The sequence below is a fragment of the Mycolicibacterium brisbanense genome (assembly GCF_001570425.1).
Lineage (GTDB): Bacteria > Actinomycetota > Actinomycetes > Mycobacteriales > Mycobacteriaceae > Mycobacterium > Mycobacterium brisbanense.
Genome location: NZ_BCSX01000051.1, coordinates 169400 through 187554, shown reverse-complemented (window position 1 = coordinate 187554; position 18155 = coordinate 169400). Strand labels below are relative to the sequence as shown.

18 protein-coding genes are annotated in these 18155 nt (G+C 67.6%); 6 read left to right on the top strand and 12 right to left on the bottom strand.

Features of this window, described 5'->3' with window-relative positions; genetic code table 11:
- Positions 1–63: 63 nt before the first annotated feature.
- The 3 genes from RMCB_RS29745 to RMCB_RS29735 are packed head-to-tail and all read left to right on the top strand — an operon-like array spanning position 64 to position 2677.
- Entirely contained in the window at positions 64–960 is an 897-nt protein-coding gene (locus RMCB_RS29745) for a LysR substrate-binding domain-containing protein (RefSeq protein WP_062831611.1), read from the top strand.
- Between the two features lie 34 nt (positions 961–994).
- Positions 995–1852, top strand: coding sequence for an SDR family oxidoreductase (locus tag RMCB_RS29740; protein WP_072278571.1), 858 nt, complete (start codon positions 995–997; stop codon positions 1850–1852).
- Between the two features lie 42 nt (positions 1853–1894).
- Positions 1895–2677: a class I SAM-dependent methyltransferase gene (locus RMCB_RS29735; protein WP_062831610.1), complete on the top strand. Its 783-nt coding sequence runs from the start codon at positions 1895–1897 to the stop codon at positions 2675–2677.
- A 24-nt stretch (positions 2678–2701) separates the two neighbouring features.
- Here the strand turns inward: RMCB_RS29735 and RMCB_RS29730 are convergent, their stop codons facing one another.
- The 4 genes from RMCB_RS29730 to RMCB_RS29715 form a co-directional block, all read right to left on the bottom strand.
- On the bottom strand, positions 2702–3541 hold the full coding sequence (locus RMCB_RS29730) for an enoyl-CoA hydratase/isomerase family protein (RefSeq protein ID WP_062831609.1): 840 nt from the start codon (positions 3539–3541) through the stop codon (positions 2702–2704).
- Positions 3538–4137 (bottom strand): TetR/AcrR family transcriptional regulator, encoded by a 600-nt coding sequence (locus RMCB_RS29725; protein WP_062831608.1) that lies wholly within the window; start codon positions 4135–4137, stop codon positions 3538–3540. Before RMCB_RS29725 ends, RMCB_RS29730 begins: the two co-directional genes overlap by 4 nt.
- Before the next feature lie 105 nt (positions 4138–4242).
- Positions 4243–5751: a DUF7059 domain-containing protein gene (locus RMCB_RS29720; RefSeq protein WP_062831607.1), complete on the bottom strand. Its 1509-nt coding sequence runs from the start codon at positions 5749–5751 to the stop codon at positions 4243–4245.
- Positions 5748–6533 carry an SOS response-associated peptidase gene (locus tag RMCB_RS29715; protein ID WP_201028367.1) on the bottom strand — a complete coding sequence of 262 codons (786 nt, stop codon included), beginning with the start codon at positions 6531–6533 and terminating at the stop codon, positions 5748–5750. Before RMCB_RS29715 ends, RMCB_RS29720 begins: the two co-directional genes overlap by 4 nt.
- 44 nt (positions 6534–6577) lie before the next feature.
- Between RMCB_RS29715 and aroA the strand changes: the two genes are divergently transcribed.
- Entirely contained in the window at positions 6578–7906 is a 1329-nt protein-coding gene (aroA, locus tag RMCB_RS29710) for a 3-phosphoshikimate 1-carboxyvinyltransferase (protein ID WP_062831605.1), read from the top strand.
- Positions 7903–8898, top strand: a complete 996-nt coding sequence (gene rsgA, locus RMCB_RS29705) for a ribosome small subunit-dependent GTPase A (protein WP_036426065.1) — start codon at positions 7903–7905, stop codon at positions 8896–8898. Before aroA ends, rsgA begins: the two co-directional genes overlap by 4 nt.
- Before the next feature lie 59 nt (positions 8899–8957).
- Here the strand turns inward: rsgA and RMCB_RS29700 are convergent, their stop codons facing one another.
- A complete protein-coding gene (locus RMCB_RS29700) occupies positions 8958–9380 on the bottom strand; it encodes a PASTA domain-containing protein (RefSeq protein ID WP_029373646.1) in 423 nt (140 codons plus the stop codon).
- Between the two features lie 225 nt (positions 9381–9605).
- Here RMCB_RS29700 and RMCB_RS29695 point away from each other — a divergent pair, with 225 nt between their 5' ends.
- Positions 9606–9896, top strand: a complete 291-nt coding sequence (locus RMCB_RS29695; protein ID WP_029373647.1) for a hypothetical protein — start codon at positions 9606–9608, stop codon at positions 9894–9896.
- Here RMCB_RS29695 and RMCB_RS29690 read toward each other — a convergent pair.
- The 7 genes from RMCB_RS29690 to RMCB_RS29660 form a co-directional block, all read right to left on the bottom strand.
- Positions 9893–10531 (bottom strand): TetR/AcrR family transcriptional regulator, encoded by a 639-nt coding sequence (locus RMCB_RS29690; RefSeq protein WP_234792284.1) that lies wholly within the window; start codon positions 10529–10531, stop codon positions 9893–9895. The two genes, RMCB_RS29695 and RMCB_RS29690, sit on opposite strands and share 4 nt — an antisense overlap.
- A 108-nt stretch (positions 10532–10639) precedes the next feature.
- Positions 10640–11923 carry a fatty acid desaturase family protein gene (locus RMCB_RS29685; RefSeq protein WP_029373649.1) on the bottom strand — a complete coding sequence of 428 codons (1284 nt, stop codon included), beginning with the start codon at positions 11921–11923 and terminating at the stop codon, positions 10640–10642.
- A gap of 68 nt (positions 11924–11991) precedes the next feature.
- The gene (locus tag RMCB_RS29680) at positions 11992–13140 is read right to left on the bottom strand and encodes a ferredoxin reductase (protein WP_062831603.1); all 1149 of its coding nucleotides are present in this window, start codon (positions 13138–13140) and stop codon (positions 11992–11994) included.
- A 181-nt stretch (positions 13141–13321) separates the two neighbouring features.
- Positions 13322–13819, bottom strand: a complete 498-nt coding sequence (locus RMCB_RS29675) for a DUF6912 family protein (protein WP_062831602.1) — start codon at positions 13817–13819, stop codon at positions 13322–13324.
- Between the two features lie 30 nt (positions 13820–13849).
- Positions 13850–14707 carry a polyphosphate kinase 2 gene (gene ppk2 / locus RMCB_RS29670; protein ID WP_062831601.1) on the bottom strand — a complete coding sequence of 286 codons (858 nt, stop codon included), beginning with the start codon at positions 14705–14707 and terminating at the stop codon, positions 13850–13852.
- A gap of 65 nt (positions 14708–14772) precedes the next feature.
- Positions 14773–16182, bottom strand: a complete 1410-nt coding sequence (locus tag RMCB_RS29665) for a WS/DGAT/MGAT family O-acyltransferase (protein WP_062831600.1) — start codon at positions 16180–16182, stop codon at positions 14773–14775.
- A gap of 18 nt (positions 16183–16200) precedes the next feature.
- On the bottom strand, positions 16201–18111 hold the full coding sequence (locus tag RMCB_RS29660) for an ABC transporter ATP-binding protein/permease (RefSeq protein WP_084388646.1): 1911 nt from the start codon (positions 18109–18111) through the stop codon (positions 16201–16203).
- Positions 18112–18155 lie beyond the last annotated feature (44 nt).

The following is an 18155-nucleotide window of genomic DNA, read 5'->3' as shown; positions in this document are numbered from 1 at the left end:
CACCTGCACACATATTCTGAAATACCTAGATTTGCACTATTAATATCTGTAGCCTCCTAATCTGTGGAGTTGCGTCACCTCCGGTACTTCCGCGCCGTCGGCGAGGAGCTGCACTTCGGGCGGGCTGCCGAACGCCTGCACATCGCCCAGCCGCCGCTGTCGCAGCAGATCCGTCAGCTCGAACGCGAGCTCGGTGTCCCGCTGCTGACCCGCACCACCCGCATCGTCGAGCTCACCCCCGCCGGGCGGGCATATCTGCACCGCACAGTCGAGATCCTCGACGCTGTCGACGAGGCCGGAACCCAGGCCCGGCGCATCGCCGCCGGAGTCGAGGGCCGGGTGACGATCGGGTGCGTCGGCTCCGCCACCTACTCCCTGCTCCCCCGCCTGGTACGCACACTGGGCGAGTCTGTGCCCGGTGTCGAGGTCAGCGTGCGCGGCGAGATGCTCGCCCCCGCCCAGCTGAGCGCCCTGCGGGCCGGCGACATTGACCTGGCGCTACTCCGCCCACCCGTGGACGGCGATGGCCTGATTACCGAGACCGTGCGCCGTGACCGACTGCTGGTCGCCCTGCCCGCCGATCATCCGCTGGCCGGGCGCGACGAACTAGCCGTCGGCGACCTTCGCAACGACACCTTCGTCGGCCACGTGGGGCACGGCAGGTCGGTGATGAGCAGCCTGGTCGCCACGGTGTGCGCCGAGGCCGGCTACACCCCCACCATCCGCCAGGAGGTCTCCGAGACCTCGACCCTGATCACGCTGGTCGCGGCCGGTCTCGGAGTCGCGATCGTGCCCGCCCCCACCGCCGCGCTGGACATCGCCGGAGTCACCTACGTGCCGCTGGGCCCCGATACTCTCGGCGTCGATCTGGTGGCCGCGCGACTGGCCGGCAACGATTCGGCGGTGATCGGCAACGTGCTGGCCGCGCTGCACGGGCTCACCGCTGATCGGCAAGTGTGACCGCCGGGGACCACCCGGCGCATATCGTGGCCCCATGGCACACACCTCGTTGTCTGGAAAAACCATGTTCATCTCCGGCGCCAGCCGCGGCATCGGCCTGGCAATCGCCAAGAAGGCTGCGGCCGACGGTGCCAATATCGCGCTGGTCGCCAAGACCGCCGAACCACACCCCAAGCTCGAAGGCACCATCTACACCGCGGCCAAGGAGATCGAGGAGGCCGGTGGCCAAGCCCTGCCGATCGTCGGCGATGTGCGCGACGGTGACTCGGTGGCCGCCGCGGTCGCCGCCGCCGTCGAGCAGTTCGGCGGTATCGACCTGTGTGTCAACAACGCCTCGGCCATCAACCTCGGCTCCATCGAAGAGGTGCCGCTCAAGCGCTTCGACCTGATGAACGGCATCCAGATCCGCGGCACCTACGCCGTGTCGCAAGCGTGCATCCCGCACATGAAGGGTCGGGAGAACCCGCACATCCTCACCCTCTCCCCGCCCATCCGCCTGGAGTCCGAGTGGCTCAAGCCCACCGCCTACATGATGGCCAAGTTCGGGATGACCCTGTGCGCGTTGGGTATTGCCGAAGAGATGCGCGAAGCCGGCATCGCGTCGAACACGCTGTGGCCGCGCACCCTGGTGGCCACCGCCGCGGTGCAGAACCTGCTCGGCGGTGACGAGGCGATGGCCCGGGCCCGCAAACCCTCGGTCTACGCCGACGCCGCCTACACCATCTTCACCCAGGACGCCCGCGAATACACCGGCCAGAGCCTGCTGTGTGAAGACGTGCTGCTCGCCAACGGCGTCACCGACCTGTCCGTGTACGACTGCGTTCCCGGCTCGGATCTCGGCGTGGACCTGTGGGTCGACACTCCCAACCCGCCGGGCTACGTCCAGCCATGATCGCTCACTGGCGAATACCCTACGGCCATCTACGCTCGGGTCATGTCAGACTCCACTTCCACTGATTGGGCGGCAGGCCGCTACGAAGCTGTCGGCGAACGCATTGCGGGCATCGCCAGCCAAGTGGTGGCCGCCGTCGATCGCAGGCACCCGCTGGGAAACGCCACGGTGGTCGATCTGGCCTGCGGCACCGGCAGTGCAGCGCTCGCGGCAGCCGCCCTGGGGGCTCAGGTCACCGCCGTGGACCTCACCGCCGAACTGGTCGCGATCGCACAGGGCAAGCCCGGCGCCGACGCCGTCCGCTGGGTGGTCGGCGACGCGGCGCACACTGGTTTGGCCACAGGCGAATTCGACGCAGCGGTGTCGAACATGGGCATCATCTTCGTCGAGCCCGACAGCCTGGTCGCCGAGGTGTCACGGCTGCTGCGGCCCGGCGGCATTCTCGGGTTCTCGTCGTGGATCCCCGATGCCGACAGCCCGTTCTTCACTCCGATCGTCGAGACTCTGGGCCCGCCACCGGCATCGGGCCACTCCCCCGACCAGTGGGGCCGGTCCGACGTGCTGCGGGCCCGGCTCTCGGAGGGTTTCGAGGACATCACGATCGGCACCGGAAGCCACACCTGGCTGTTCGAATCGCTGTCCGCGGCAATGGCTTTTCTGACCAACGAATCACCGATGCACGTCAACATGCTGGGCCGGCTGGACGACGCACAGCGCGCCGCGTTGCTCGGCGCGTTCGAATCGGCATTCGGCCGCCATGTCGAGGACACCGGTCACGTGGTGTTCGACAGCCCATACCTGATCGCCACGGCTCGCCGCAGCTAGTTCCCTGGCCGCCGAGCGGCGCGGCTAGTCCGACCGGGTACCGCCCGACAGCAGGGTTTCGACGCTGTCGGCGAACGCGCCTGTGGTGAAGCACGTCGGTTCGGCGAACTCCTCCAGCGTCAGGGCATCGTTCCAGCCGGCGTCGGCGGCGGTCCGCAGCAGCGGCTTGGTCATCGAGACCGCATGCGGCGGCAATGCCGCGACGCGCGAACACCATTGGTCGGCCACGGTGAGCAGCTGGTCGTGCGGAACGACCTCGTGCACGAGCCCGAGGCGTTGCGCCGTCTGCGCGTCGATGTGATCGCCCCGCAGGTAATAGGCGAGCGCCCCCTGATACCCGAGCCGACGCGTCAACGCCCAGCTGGTGCCCACCTCCGGGATCAGGCCGAGGCGGCCGAAGGCGGGCACTATCACGGCCCGCTCGCTGGCGATGGCCAGGTCGCAGGTCAGCGCCCAGGCCAGCCCGACGCCGGCTGCCGGACCGTTGATGGCGGCCACGAAGATCGTGTCGGATCCGGCGATGAGTCGTGCGATGCCACCGAATTCCCGACGGATCCACCGCCAGACGTCCGCGGTGCCCTCGGGCTCGTCCTGGCGTTGCACGGCCGTGCGCATCATCCGCAGGTCGCCACCTGCGCTGAAGCCCGGATCGGTGCCGGTCAGCACGACCGATCGAATATCGTTGTCGGACACCAGTTCTTCCAGCACTCGCCGCAGCTGCCGGACCAGCGGGGCCGACAGCACGTTGAGCCTGTCCGGCTCGTCGAGGATGACCACCGCGCGGTCGTCGCGGCGCTCTACACGCACCCGCTGTGGCGCGTCTGCCGCATCGCCGTCAGCAATCATGTCCCGGTACAGACTCATTGGGCATCCTCCTCGATCTGCTTGGCGCGCAACGCGGCCCACGCCGCATCAGCGAACGTCTCGATGATCCCGGCCTCGATCTCGGCTTCCTCGCCGGTGATCCAGTGACGGGCATATTCCTGAGCGGGGCCCAGCCACAACGCGGCAGTCACTCCCGGCTGCATGGCCACCAGCGCTCCGTACGTATGGTGGGGACGCCACCAGTCGCGGATCGCAGCGAAGAAGCCTCGGTTGGCCTCCTGCAGTTCGGCACTGTCCAGCCGGTCGCCCAGCAGCAGGCGCACCTCGCCACGGTGTGCGGCAACCCATTCCAGATGCTGCCGGACGCCCCCGCGGATTCCCTGCTCAGCGCTGTCGTGCTCCCGCAGCGCGGCAAGGAATGCGGCCTGGTATTCGGCCATCACCTGTGCGTACACCGCCGCCGCGAGCGCGGGTTTGTCCGGGAAGTGGTGGTAGAGGGCGCCGACGCTGACCTGCGCCTCACGGCGCACCTCGTCGAGCGTCGGGCCGAGCGCCCCGTCGGCGGCGAACCGCCGCCGCGCCACCGCCAACAGCCGGCTGCGGGCGTCCGGCCGTGCGGCGTCAGACCCAACCACGAGAAAAACTCTATCAGTACCGAGAAATCCTCGGTCACGTCGCGATGGGTGTGCGCCATCCGATCGGCGGGGCCAAGCCCAGCGCACTCGACGGGCGAACTGGCCTCATTGCGCCTGGTAGAGGATGCCGCGCCCGATCGCCTCGCGGACCTCGGGCAACGCGGCGCGCGCCAGCGCGCCGGCATCGACACCGTGATGCGCAGCGAGCAGTGCGATGAGGGTTCCGAGCGGGACCTCACCGCGGCAGCCGGCCATCAGCGCCCGCAGCACCTCGTCCACACCGATGATCGCGCCGGGGCCGCCGGGGCGGCGCACCGCAGCTCCGAGCGACTGCCAGCCGTCGGGGCCGGGTAGGAACTGTTCCTCCAGGAACACCGGCGCCGTCGAGAGCCGCGCGCCCAGCAGTGCGTCGTCATCGGTGCTGCGCAGATACGCCCGACGGGCGAAGAACGCGTCCACTTCTGGACCCGTCACGGCTTCGTCGGCGCCGGTGATCTCTTCCAGAATCTGCTCGGGGGCCTCGTCGCCGTACGGCTTGCGCAGCGCGATCATGCCCATGCCGACACCCGTAATGCCTTGCTGGGCAAACCAATCCAGCCACGGACCACCGCGCTGGGCCGCCTGCTCCGGCGTCTCACCCGCGTCGGAGAGCCACAGCGACACGTAGCTGACGGGGTCGGCCAGCTCACGCTGCACCACCCAGGCATGCAGCCCTGTGCCGGCCAGCCAACCGCGGACCCGGTCGCGCCAGTCGTCGTCGCGCACAATCCAATTGGCCATGATGTGAGCTGTTCCGCCCGGATTCAGATGATCGGGGATCTGCTCGATGATGCTCTGGCACAGGGCATCTCCGGCGACCCCCGAGTCACGATAGATGTAGTCGCGGGCGCCGGAGCCCACCACGAACGGAGGATTGGAGACGATCAGGTCGAACCGCTCGCCGGCCACGGGCTCGAACAGGCTGCCGGCACGCAGATCCCACGACATGCCGTTGAGCCGGGCGGTGGCCGCCGCGAGTGCGAGCGCCCGGTTGTTCGTATCGGTGGCCACGATCTGGGCACAATGCGCGTCGAGATGCAGCGCCTGGATGCCGCAGCCGGTGCCCAGGTCCAGCGCCCGGCCCACCGGCGTGCGAACGACGGCTCGGGCCAGCGACATGGACGCGGCGCCGATGCCGAGCACATGGTCGTGGCGCAACGGTCCACTGCGCAGAGCCGCGTCCTGATCGGACACCACGTAGAACTCACGCACGCCGTCACTGTGCGGGCGGATGTCGAGCGCCGCGCGGACCATGCCGCCGGACATCTCCAGCACGCCGTTGGCGGCCAGTGTCGCCAACGGGGTCGACGGCAGGGCCGCCTGCACCTGCTCGTGCGGTTCCTCGGCACCCAGCAAGAACAACCGGATGAGCACCGCGAGCCGTTGCCGCCCGGCGGGAGCGGCGCGCGTCGCCCGCAGCACTGGCCACCACACGCCACGCCCGAGCGCCGCGTTGGCCTGCTCGCCCAGCAGTTCGGCGACCCCGTCGATGGTGTAGCCGGCCTCGCGCAGATCGGCACCGATGGCATCGACCACGGCGGGTTCGAGCGGGCCCGGATCGTCCGGCCCGGTCAAAACAGCCCCGCCTCTTCCGGTTCGGGCTTGGCGGGCTCGATGAGCTCGGGGCCGTTGTTGCGCACGCTGTTGACCAGCCGTGACACCTCACGGATGGCGATCCGGTCCAGGTCGCCGTGGCCGCGCAGCAAGCCTTCGTCGATCGGGGCGTCCGGGTCCAACCAGCGATCCCAATCGGATTGGCTGATGGACAGCGGCATCCGGTCGTGAATCTCGGCCAGTGGCCCGGCCGCGTCGGTGGTGATGATGGTGCAGCTCAGTAGTGGCGGGGCATCCTTGGGTGCGCCGTGTGGGCGCCACGTCGACCACAGACCTGCCATGAACAACGGCTCGCCGTCGGCTCCGTACATGTAGAACGGAGTCTTGCTCGCCTTCTTGCCGGCCTCGGCGGCGTTGGGCCGCCACTCGTACCAGCCGTCCATCGGGATCAGGCAGCGCTTGTTCTTGGCCGAGTTACGGAACGCCGGTGAGCTGGTCACCTTGTCGGCGCGCGCGTTGATCAGCAGCGGCCCCTTGTTGTCCGGGCTGCCGTCCTCGGCCGTCTTGACCCACGGCGGTATCAGCCCCCAGCGCATGGACCGCACGCGGCGTGTCGACTCGTCGTCGGGTTCGGTGTGCCGCTTGACCACGCTGCTGATGATCGTCGTCGGCGCCACGTTGTAGTTGGGACCCGCCAGGTCTTTGTCACCGGAGCTCGCCGCGCTCGCCGCGGTTTCGTCGAGGGCCTGGATTTTCTGCGCGAGAAGCGCGGGATCGGTGGTCACTGCGAAACGTCCACACATGGTGCCCATGGTTGCAGAACTCGCGGACAAGGCAGGATGTAGCTGTGCAAACACGCGGACGTGAGGAGCAGCAGACGTACTGGCCTGCCCCGGCGACAACGAGCCCGATCGATGCCACGGTGACGGTCCCCGGCTCCAAGTCGCTGACCAACCGGGCGCTGGTGCTGGCCGCACTGGCCACCGCCCAGGGGCCGTCGACGATCACCGGTGCGTTGCGCAGCCGCGACACCGATCTCATGATCGACGCGATCCGCTCACTCGGCGTGACCGTGGACGACAGCGCGGGTGACGGCACCAGCCTCACCGTCGGCGGGCGCATCTCTCCTGCCGACAACGCCCACGTCGACTGCGGCCTGGCAGGCACCGTGTTGCGATTCGTCCCTCCCGTGGCGGCCGTGAGCACCGCGAGCGTGACCTTCGACGGCGACGAGCAGGCCCGCGCCCGCCCGATCTCGCCGCTGCTGAACGGACTGCGTGAGCTCGGTGTGGACATCGACGGTGACGGGCTGCCGTTCGTGGTCCGCGGCCGCGGTGCGGTGACCGGAGGCACGGTCCGCATCGACGCGTCCGGCTCTTCGCAGTTCGTATCCGGCCTGCTGCTGTCGGGTGCGGCGTTCACCGATGGCCTCACCATCGTGCACACGGGCACATCGGTGCCCTCGGCCCCTCATGTGACCATGACGGTGACGATGCTGCGCGATGCCGGCGTCAAGGTGGACGACAGCGTGAGCAACCAGTGGCGGGTCGAGCCCGGCCCGGTGGCGCCCCGCGCCTGGAGCATCGAGCCCGACCTGTCCAACGCCACGCCGTTCCTGGCGGCCGCGCTGGTGACGGGCGGCACGGTCCGGATCGCCGGTTGGCCGCAGGCCAGCATCCAGCCCGCCCAAACCATCCTGGCCCTGCTCGCCAAGGTGGATGCGACTGTGCGGCAAGGCGATTCGGGTCTGGAAGTCCGTGGCGCCGAAAGCTACGGCGGATTCGAGGCCGATCTGCACGACGTCGGTGAACTGGCGCCGACGGTGGCCGCCCTGGCCGCGCTGGCCACCGCGGGATCGGTCTCGCGGCTCAGCGGTATCGCCCACCTGCGCGGCCACGAAACCGACCGGCTCGCGGCACTGAGCACCGAGATCAACGGGCTGGGCGGCGAATGCACCGAGACCGAGGACGGCCTGCTCATCACGGCGCGTGCGCTGCACGGCGGGGTGTGGCGGTCCTACGCCGATCACCGGATGGCGACCGCGGGCGCGATCATCGGGTTGAGGGTGCCAGGCGTGGAGGTGGAGAACATCGAGACCACCGCGAAGACCCTGCCGGACTTCCCGGGGATGTGGGCCGCCATGTTGGCGGGTTCACGGGGGGAACAACTGATTTGAGCCCGCGGGGCGGCAATTTTCGGGACTACGACGAATCCGACGTGCGCATCCGGCCGGGTCGGGGCACCCGCCCGCGCACCAAGACCAGGCCCGAGCATGCCGACGCGCGCTCGGCGATGGTGGTCACCGTCGACCGCGGCAGGTGGGGTTGTGCGCTGGGGCGCGACCCCGATCACGTCGTCACGGCCATGCGGGCGCGCGAACTTGGGCGCACTCCGATCGTGGTCGGCGACGACGTGGACGTCGTCGGCGATCTGTCCGGCCGCCCCGACACCCTGGCCCGCATCGTGCGGCGGGGTGAGCGTCGAACGGTGTTGCGCCGCACGGCCGATGACACCGACCCCACCGAGCGGGTGGTCGTGGCCAACGCCGATCAACTGCTCATCGTGGTGGCGCTCGCCGACCCGCCGCCGCGCACCGGCTTCGTCGAGCGCTCACTCATCGCGGCTTACGCCGGCGGACTCAAACCCATTCTGTGCCTGACCAAATCGGACCTGGCGCCACCGGAACCGTTCGCCGCCCAGTTCGCCGACCTGGATCTGACCATCGTCAACGCCGGACGCGACGATCCGCTCGACGCGGTCGCTCCCCTGCTCGGTGGTCAGGTGACGGTGTTCCTCGGCCATTCCGGGGTTGGCAAGTCCACGTTGGTCAATCGCCTTGTGCCCGAGGCAGATCGCGCCACCGGCGAGGTGTCGGGTGTCGGCAAGGGTAAGCACACGTCGACCCAGTCCGTGGCGTTGCCGCTGGACGGCGAAGGCTGGGTGATCGACACCCCGGGTATCCGCTCGTTCGGGCTGGCCCACATCGAGCCCGACGACGTGCTGCTCGCGTTCTCCGATCTCGCCGAGACCATCGCCGACTGTCCCCGCGGCTGTGGGCACATGGGGCCGCCCGCGGATCCCGAATGCGCGCTGGACCAACTGTCGGGCCCCGCCGCGAATCGCGTCGCCGCGGCCCGCCGGCTGCTGGCCGTGTTGAAAGAAACCTGAATTTCGCCTGCCGATCGGCGGTGAAACTCCGGCCGTCCGCCGACGGCCGGCAGCGCCGATCAGTGCTTCTTGGTGGTGTCCTCAGCCGCCTGCGCCTGGTCCTGCGCCGCCTGCTGCTGCGCCGCCTGGATCGCCGCCCGCCCCTCAGGACTGGCCGCGGAGTTACCGGGCTGGGTCGCCGTGGCGACGCTGGCGCTGCAGTTCAGGTTGAGCAGCACGGTGTCGGTGACCGGCGCGAAGCTGTCACCCTTGATCCACGGCGCCTTCTCCGAGCTGGTCACCACACACTTGTCGTCGGGTTGGGTGTCCCCGGAACGGGTGGCGATGACGCCCTTCATCCCGGCATCGGACAGTGCCGACTGCGCGTCGGCGTACGTCTTGCCCGCGTAGTCATCCGCTGACGCCACGCCGGTCGCCAGGATTCCCACCGGAATGGCCGACGTACCGATTGCTATGGCAGCCATACCAACCAGCTTCTTCATCCCGTCCTCCTAGCCGTCTCACAGTGAGGGCCTGAGGTTATGTGGGATAGCTGTCAAGACTCTGGGAATTGGTGGCACAGTTGCTTGGAATCCTCACAGCTTGGACTCCCAGGTCCGCCCATTCGCGTGATCATCCACATACCAGCAGCTAGCTGCGTTGACCATACCCAAATTGGACGATAAAGTTCAGTTTTGTTGAGCTCGCCAAGAGACAGGACATTCGAGATGACCACAGGCCGATTCCCCCGCCGACTCGCCGCAACCGCAGGCCTGGCAGCGCTGGTCACCCTGGGCGGGCTCACCGCTGCGTGCAGCACGTCAGGTGAGAAGGCTCCGAGCACGCCGACCACCACGACCACGACCACCACCACGACGCCGGCGCCCACGCCGACGACAGCGGCGCCGAGCGTGGCGCCCACCGAGAAGAGCATCAGCCCCGGCGGTGGCAACCTGTTCACCCCGACCGTGTTGGCTCCCGCCGCGCCGACCGAAGAGCCTGGTCGGCGCAAACACTAAAGCGCTTGCGCCCCAGTCTGATACGACTTGATGTGGGCGATAGCGACGTTCAGCGCCGACTGCATCAAGCGCGGGTCGTGCGCGGTCTGCGATAGCAGGTAGCCGCCCTCGACAGCGGCCAGCAGGCCGGTGGCCAAGTCTGTCGTGTCGATGTCGGCGCGCAACACACCGGTGTCGCGGATACGTCCCAGCGCATCGGCGATCAGGTCACGCCACTGGGCGAAGTGTTGCGCCAAGGCCACCCGTGCGCGGTCGTCGCTGTCCGAGAGTTCCGCGGCCAGCGAGCCCAGCTCGCAGCCCCACAGGCCGCGACGCAGCGTGCAGCGTTGGACCATGGCGTCCCGCCACAGGTCCAGCCCGCGCAGTGTGTCCACCTTCTCCAACCGCGGCCGCTGCCAGGACAGCACCTCACCGGCCTGCAGTGTGATGACCTCGTAGACCAGCTCCGACTTGTCCTCGAAATGCTGGTAGAACTGCGACTTGCTGGCCGCGCTGGCCGCCAGCACCTCGTCGATGGTCGTTGCCGCAACGCCTTTGACGTACATCAGCTCCGCAGCCGCCGCCACGATCCTGCCGCGGGTGGCGGCCCCGCGGGGCGTCAACCGCCGACGCGTCACCGGCTGCTGTTCGGACACCATCCCACTGTAAACCGGACACTTCGGTCCACTTCACCCCGAAACGACAACTGCGGCGAGATCTCGGTCCAAATGGACCGCGATCTCACCGCAGTGTCAACGCGTCAGCTACGCGGCGTGCCTGACGGCACGCTTGGCCGCCCGGCGCTCACGACGCCACTCGCGGGCCGTCTCGAACGCGGTCTTGAGGCCGCGACGGCGCCCGGTGACGGGATCGGTCTGGCCGAATCCGCCTTCCACAGCGTCGAGTTCGAGGAACATCCGCTCGCTGTGGGTCTCCGGCGCATCGTCGGCGGTGTCCCGCAGGAACCGGTCCGGCAGCGACAGCTTGGCGATGGTGCGCCACGACTTGGCGTACTGCACCAGGAACGAACCCGTGGTGTAGGGCAGGTCGTACTTGTCGCACAGCGCCCGCACCCGGATCGAGATCTCGTAGAGCCGGTTGCTCGGCAGGTCCGGGTACAAGTGATGCTCGATCTGGTGGCACAGGTTGCCGCTCATGAACCGCAGCACCGGCCCGTTCTCGAAGTTGGCACTGCCCAGCATCTGCCGCAGGTACCACTGGCCGCGGCTCTCACCGACCATGTCGGTCTTGGTGAATTTCTCCGCACCGTCGGGGAAATGGCCGCAGAAGATCACGGCGTTGGCCCACACGTTGCGGATGATGTTGGCCATGGCGTTGGCCTTCAGGGTCGACTTGAACGTCGCGCCGGGCGACAGCGCCGTCAGCGCGGGCCAGACGACATAGTCCTTGGCCACCTGGTGACCGGCCTTGATGCCGAACTCCTTCACCCGGATCAGCGTGGCGTTGCGGTTGTCACGGCCCTTGAAGATCTTGCCGAGCTCCAGGTGCTGCAGCCCCACGCCCCATTCGAACAACGTGCACAACATGGTGTTGTAGAACAGGTTGAGCAGGTTGAACGGCTTCCACTTCTGATCGCGGGTGACGCGGATGAGGCCGTAGCCCACATCGTCGTCCATACCCAGGATGTTGGTGTACTTGTGGTGCATGAAGTTGTGGGTGAACCGCCAGTGCTTGGACGCCCCACTCATGTCCCACTCCCACGACGAGGAGTGGATCTCGGGATCGTTCATCCAGTCCCACTGGCCGTGCATGACGTTGTGGCCGATCTCCATGTTCTCGATGATCTTGGCCACGCCCAAAGTCACGGTGCCTGCCCACCAGGCCGAGCGGCGCGAGCTCGCCGCGAGCATCAGCCGGCCCGACACCTCGAGGGCGCGCTGGGCGGCGATGGTGCGGCGGATGTAGCGCGCGTCGCGCTCACCGCGGGAGTCTTCGATGTCCTGACGGATCGCATCGAGCTCGATGCCCAGGTTCTCGATATCGGCATCGGTCAGATGCGCGAACGCGGGAACGTCGGTGATAGCCATCGTCAGCCTCCTCTCTCTTACCTACGGTAGCGTAACCTACGATGCCGTAGGTTACCAGTCAGTAAAGCCTAAACGTCGAGTACACAATCGCCGGAAGCTGCCGATACACAGGTCTGGATCCGGTTCCCGGGCTCATATTCGACGCCGGTCCGCAGATCGCGGACATGTCCGCCGACCAGGCCCACGACACAGGACTGGCAGATACCCATCCGGCACCCGAAGGGCATCCGGATGCCGACCTGCTCGCCCGCCTCCATCAACGGCGTCGCACTGTCGACGTCGACAGACTTGCCGCTGCGCTCGAACGTCACGGTGCCCCCCACACCATGCACCGCGGCCCGCGACACCGCGAACCGTTCCAGGTGCAGACGCTCTGGGATACCCGCCGCGGCCCACACTTTCTCGGCGTCGTTGAGCATGCCTTCGGGCCCGCACGCCCAGGCCTGGCGGTCCTGCCAGTCCGGCACGACCTCTGCCAGCCGGGACAGGTCAAGCCGCCCCTCGGTGCGGGTGCTGCGCAGGTGCAACCGGTACCCGGGATGCGCCTCGTGCAGCTCGGCGAGCTCGGTCCTGAACATCACATCCGCCTCCGTCGGCGCGGAGTGCACATGGGTGATGTCGGTGATCTGATCGCGACGCACCAAGGTCCGCAGCATCGACATGACTGGGGTGATACCCGATCCGGCGGTGATGAACAGCACCGACGCCGGTGCCGGATCCGGCATGACGAAGTTGCCCTGCGGCGCGGCCAGCCGCACCACGGTGCCGGGCGCCAGGCCGTTGACCAGGTGGCTGGACAGGAAGCCCTCGGGCATCGCCTTGACCGTGATGGCGATGGTCCGCTGGCCGGCGATCGGATGTTTGTCCGGCACGGAGGTCAGCGAGTAGGAGCGCCACCGCCACCGGCCGTCCATCAGCACGCCGATGCCGATGTACTGCCCCGGCTCGTAGTCGAACGAGAATCCCCAGCCCGGCTTGACCACCAGCGTCGCCGAATCAGCGGTCTCCTGCCGCACCTCGACGACCCGCCCCCGCAGCTCGCGGGCCGACCACAGCGGGTTGGCGAGCTTCAGGTAGTCATCGGGTAGCAGCGGTGTGGTGATCCGGCCCGCGATGGTGCGCAGAGCATGCCAGCCGGGACGCTCCTTGGCACCCGCGACAGTGGGACGAACGGTGTCGGCCACATTGGCCGAGACTTTGATGGAGTTCTTGGCCATGACAACCTACGGTACCGTAACTTACGGTGCCGTAGCTAGTCGTAGCATCCGGCGAGCGGCACACATCATGGTTTGATTCTCCACCAGATCAACCGGTTCGGCGACTACGAGACCAGGGAGTTCTTGTAGACCGTGCCGTCCTTCATGACGCCTGTGACGCTGCATCGCGGTCGCGCCGTCTCTACAGCAGTTCGAGCAGGAACGGCAGTTCCTGCGACGCGTACCAGGCCAGGTCGTGATCCTGGGCATCTCCGACGGTGAGCTCGGCGTCCTCTTCGCCCAGGTCGGCGTCGTCGATCACCTCCACCGCCGCCAGCACCGCGGATTCGGCGGCGGCGTTGTCGACGTAGGCCGCGATGATGTCGTCGATGGGCACGGGCCCCGACAGCCGCACCACCGCGTCGTCGAGATCGGGCCGCGGCGTCGCAGCGGCCACCTCGGCGACCACCACCGCCCGCCGCGGCGGCAGCCCGGTATCGCCCCCCGAGGCCAGCAGGCGCAGCGAGGCCAAGGCCGCCTCCTGCAGCGCCACCTCGGCGAGCTCGTCGTCGTCGCCCTCGGCGTAGGCCTCTCGCAGTGCCGGCGTGACCGCGAACGCGGTCCCGTTCGTCACGAGGAGGACCCGGTCGGCGACGAGCTGCTGCAGGCCGGCCAGAGTCGCCGGGATGTACACGCGCACCCCGCGAGACTAGCCGTCGGGAGCGGTGTTCTACTCGCGGTCCCCGATCAGCGTCGCGACATGATCGTCGACGTATCGGGCCAGGTCCCGCGACGGACGCCGGTAATCGCCCGTCAGCACGGGTCGATCGGGCAATGTCACGGGCGGCCGCTCGACGTCGTGGTAGTCGATGGTGGACAGCAGATGCGCCATCATGTTGAGCCGGGCATGCTTCTTGATGTCGGATTCGACGACGTACCAAGGACTTTGCGGTGTGTCGGTGTGCACCATCATCTGATCCTTGGCCCGTGAGTAGTCCTCCCAGCGGTACACCGATTCCAGATCCATCGGCGAGAGCTTCCACTGCCTGACCGGGTCGTCCTTGCGCGACCGGAACCGGCGCAGCTGCTCATCGTCGGACACCGAGAACCAGTACTTGCGCAACAGGATCCCGTCTTCGAGCAGCATCTGTTCGAAGATCGGGGTCTGCCGCAGGAACAGCTGATGCTCGTGCGGTGTGCAGAAACCCATCACCTGTTCGACGCCGGCCCGGTTGTACCAGGACCGATCGAACAACACGATCTCGCCCTTCGCGGGCAGGTGCGCGATGTAGCGCTGGTAATACCATTGCCCGCGTTCGCGTTCGGTGGGTGCGGGCAGCGCGGCCACCCGGGCGATGCGCGGGCTGAGGTATTCGGTGATCCGCTTGATGGTGCCGCCCTTACCCGCGGCGTCGCGACCCTCGAACACCACCACGATGCGGGCACCGGTGTGCCGCACCCACTCCTGCATCCTGACGAACTCTGTTTGCAGCCGGAACAATTCGGCCTCATAGACCTTGTTCGGGAGCTTCTGCTTGCCGTTGCGCTTCTGCCCGCCGGCCGGTCCGTCGTTCGATGCTGCACTCATGCGCGAATTCTAGGTGGGCGCAGCGCCATTGCTGCGCGGTTCGCGCCGGGCCGGATGTCAGCGGTTCATCTGGCCGCGTCGAGCAATTCGTCCAGCGATTCGCGCAGCAGGCTGGGCAACACATCGACATCGCTCATGGCGTCACGGTCGGCGTTGATCCCGAAATACAGCATGCCGTTGTAGGACGTCACGCCGATGGCCAGCACCTGGTTCTGCAGCAACGGCGGTACCGCGTAGGTCTCCAGAAGCTTGGTGCCGGCCACGTACATCTGCTTTTGTGCCCCGGGAACATTGGTGATCAGCAGGTTGAACAACCGGGCCGAGAACCCTGTCGCCACGCGGATTCCCATGGCGTGCAACGTCGGCGGGGCGAACCCCGACAGTGTGACGATGGTGCGCGCGTCCACCAGGCTGGCGGCGGTGGAATGCGATTCGGTCGCGTGGGCGATCTGAGAGAGCCGCACGACGGGGTTGCCCTCCCCCACCGGCAGGTCGACCAGGAACGGCGACACCTCGCTGATCGCCTGCCCGGGCGCCGTCGAGTCCAGTTCGGCGTCGGGATATACCGACATCGGCGCCATCGCCCGCACCGTGGTGGTGGGCGTGACCGGCTCGCCGCGAGACAGCAGCCAGTTGCGCAGCGCTCCGGCCACCACCGCGAGCACCACGTCGTTGATGTCGCAGTCGTACCGCGCGCGCACCGCCCGGTAGTCCTCCAGCCGGTGCTCGGCCACCGAGAACCGGCGGTTGCGCGATACCGTCGTGTTCAACGGACTACTCGGCGCGGTGCCGCGGGCCACGGTGCGCACCACATCGGCCACCCGGCGACCGACTGCCGCCAGCTCACCGCTGTTGGTGGCCAGATCGAAGACCGCTTCCCGGACGGCGGCCAGCTGGCTGGTCGGCCGGGCGATCCACTCTCCGATGGCACCGAGCACCAACTGCCGGTCGCTGGGTTCGCGGGCCGGGATCCAGATATCCTCGCCGAACTCCGGCGGCTTCTGCGTGCGGTCGGCGATCACGTGGCCGATCTCCAGGGCCGTCATCCCGTTGACCAACGCCTGGTGGGTCTTGGTGTAGATGGCGATGCGGTTCTTGGTCAGGCCCTCGACCAGGTACATCTCCCACAGCGGACGGGTCTTGTCCAGCGGGCGCGAGCCGAGCCGGGCGACCAGGTCGTGCAGCTGAGCATCGCTGCCCGGCGACGGCAGCGCCGAGCGGCGGATGTGGTAGGTGATGTCGAAATCACGGTCGTCGACCCAGACCGGCCGGGCCAGCCCCAGCGTCACCTCACGCACCTTCTGCCGGTAGCGCGGAATCTGCGGTAACCGCTGTTCGACGGTCGCCAGAAGCGTCTCGTAGCTCAGTCCGGCACGGGGTTTGCGCAGTATCGCCAGCGACCCCACATACATCGGCGTCGAGGTGTTCTCCAAGTGGAAGAACGTTGCGTCGGACGCCGACAGCCTGCTCACCATGCGGCGCCAACCTCCCCTTCAGTCGCCATGATCCCCGTCACGGTAACCGGCGGAACTGTTAGTGCGCATGACGGGTGCGTCAATCGAGGTCAGCGGGGAGAGTACCCAGTGTCCGCCGCCGGTCAACTGCAGCCGGGAGCGGTGATGGCGGTCGATCGTGGACCGGTGCCCGACGCTGACCACCACGCAGTCGGGCAGCCGCTCGCGCACCAGGGTGTACATGGCGTCCTCCAGTCCCTCGTCGAGCGCCGACGTCGACTCGTCGAGGAACACCACCCGGGGCCGGACCAGCAGCACCCGCGCGAATGAGACCCGCTGCTGCTCACCGAGCGACAGCACCGACGCCCAGTCCGCCTCCTCGTCGAGGCGTTCGATCAGATGCCCGAGGGCCACCGCGCGCAGCGTGTCCCGCAATGCGTCGTCGGTGACGTCGGCGACCGGAAGCGGGTACACCACGGCCTCGCGCAGATCCCCGAGCGGCAGGTACGGCAGCTGCGGCAGGAACAGCGTCGCCCATCCGGCGGGATAACAGGCCAGTCCCGTTGTCCGCGGCCATAATTCGGCCAGGCTGCGCAGCAGGGTGGTTTTCCCGCACCCCGACGGCCCCTTCACCACCACACTGTCACCAGCGGTCAACACCATGGTCAGATCGGAGATCAGCGGATTACCGTTCAGGTCATCGACTCCGACGCCGCTGAGCGCCAGGGAATCCTGCGCGGCTCCGATATTGATCCGGGGCAGTTCTCGAGCACGGTGATCACCGTCCAGCATCTGGTCGATGCGCATCAGGGCGGCCCGGTAGACGGTGAACTCGTCATAGCTGTCCCGGAAGAACGACAGTGCGCCACAGACGTTTCCGAACGCGGCGACGGTCTGCAGCAGGCCGCCGAGGGTGATCTGCCCGGCGAAGAACCGGGGCGCCTGCACGATGTAGGGAATCATGCCGGTCGTCACGTCGCCGACGCCGCGGTTCCAGCCGCCCAGCCGCAACTGGGCGAACACGATGCGCCACATGTTGGCGATGATCTCGGCGAACCGGGAGTGCAGCAACTGCCGCTCACGTTCGCCGCCCCGGTAGAACGCGACACGTTCGGCACTGTCCCGCAGGCGCACGAGCGCATAGCGAAAACTCGCGCTGAACCGTTCGTTGAGGAAGTTCAGCCGCACCAGCGGGCGGCCGATCCAGAACGCGATGATCGTCACCGTGATCGAGAAGACGAATGCCACGAACACCATGGCCCGCGGAATGACCCAGCCGCCCAACTGCAATGGGCCGGACAGGTGCCACAGCACACCGGTGAACATCACGATCAACAACGACTTGTTCACCGCGCCGATGCTCATGTCCACCGACTTGGTGGTGAAGGTCTCGACGTCGGTCTGGATCCGCTGATCGGGGTTCTCCACGGGAGGATGCAGAAAACGGTTGCGGTAGAACGCATCCCCGGTCATCCAGTCGTCGACCAGGCGGGTGTTGAGCCAGATGCGCCAGTGGATCGCGAAGACCCGGCGCAGGAACAGGTCGACCACCGTGTAGATCACGGTCAGCAGCACCAGAATCCCGCTGATCGCAAAGGACGTCATGAACGCATGCCGCGCGGCGTCCAACTTGCCGGCATCATGGGTGGCCAGCGCTTCGGCCCCGACCTGTACGGCATTCATCAGGTCCGCGTACTGGTAGGTGAAGATCACCACCACCCGCGCCGAATACACCGTGTGCCACAGCATGAATGCCAGCAGCGCCCAGGTGCGCGGGCTGCCGGTGAAGAACGGCGCGTTGACCCGCCAGAACTGTTGTCCCCACCGGGTGAACCGGGCGACGACGAACGCCACCGCGAGGAACACCACGAGGGTGATCACCCACGCTTGCAGTGTCCACACCAGCGAGCGCAGCGGCTCGCCGGGCCAATCGATGCTGGGTTGAACCATCCCTGCCCCCGTCCGTCGGACACCGCCACGGTATCCGGCGAAAC

What these genes read in the sequence shown, in the direction of transcription:
- RMCB_RS29735 (WP_062831610.1), top strand. Translation starts at nt 1,895, where the DNA reads ATGTCAGACTCCACTTCCACTGATTGGGCGGCAGGCCGCTACGAAGCT.
- RMCB_RS29680 (WP_062831603.1), bottom strand. Translation starts at nt 13,140, where the DNA reads ATGGCCAAGAACTCCATCAAAGTCTCGGCCAATGTGGCCGACACCGTT.
- RMCB_RS29685 (WP_029373649.1), bottom strand. Translation starts at nt 11,923, where the DNA reads ATGGCTATCACCGACGTTCCCGCGTTCGCGCATCTGACCGATGCCGAT.
- ppk2 (WP_062831601.1), bottom strand. Translation starts at nt 14,707, where the DNA reads ATGAGTGCAGCATCGAACGACGGACCGGCCGGCGGGCAGAAGCGCAAC.
- RMCB_RS29740 (WP_072278571.1), top strand. Translation starts at nt 995, where the DNA reads ATGGCACACACCTCGTTGTCTGGAAAAACCATGTTCATCTCCGGCGCC.
- RMCB_RS29695 (WP_029373647.1), top strand. Translation starts at nt 9,606, where the DNA reads ATGACCACAGGCCGATTCCCCCGCCGACTCGCCGCAACCGCAGGCCTG.
- RMCB_RS29715 (WP_201028367.1), bottom strand. Translation starts at nt 6,533, where the DNA reads ATGTGTGGACGTTTCGCAGTGACCACCGATCCCGCGCTTCTCGCGCAG.
- RMCB_RS29730 (WP_062831609.1), bottom strand. Translation starts at nt 3,541, where the DNA reads ATGAGTCTGTACCGGGACATGATTGCTGACGGCGATGCGGCAGACGCG.
- RMCB_RS29665 (WP_062831600.1), bottom strand. Translation starts at nt 16,182, where the DNA reads ATGGTGAGCAGGCTGTCGGCGTCCGACGCAACGTTCTTCCACTTGGAG.
- RMCB_RS29660 (WP_084388646.1), bottom strand. Translation starts at nt 18,111, where the DNA reads ATGGTTCAACCCAGCATCGATTGGCCCGGCGAGCCGCTGCGCTCGCTG.
- RMCB_RS29700 (WP_029373646.1), bottom strand. Translation starts at nt 9,380, where the DNA reads ATGAAGAAGCTGGTTGGTATGGCTGCCATAGCAATCGGTACGTCGGCC.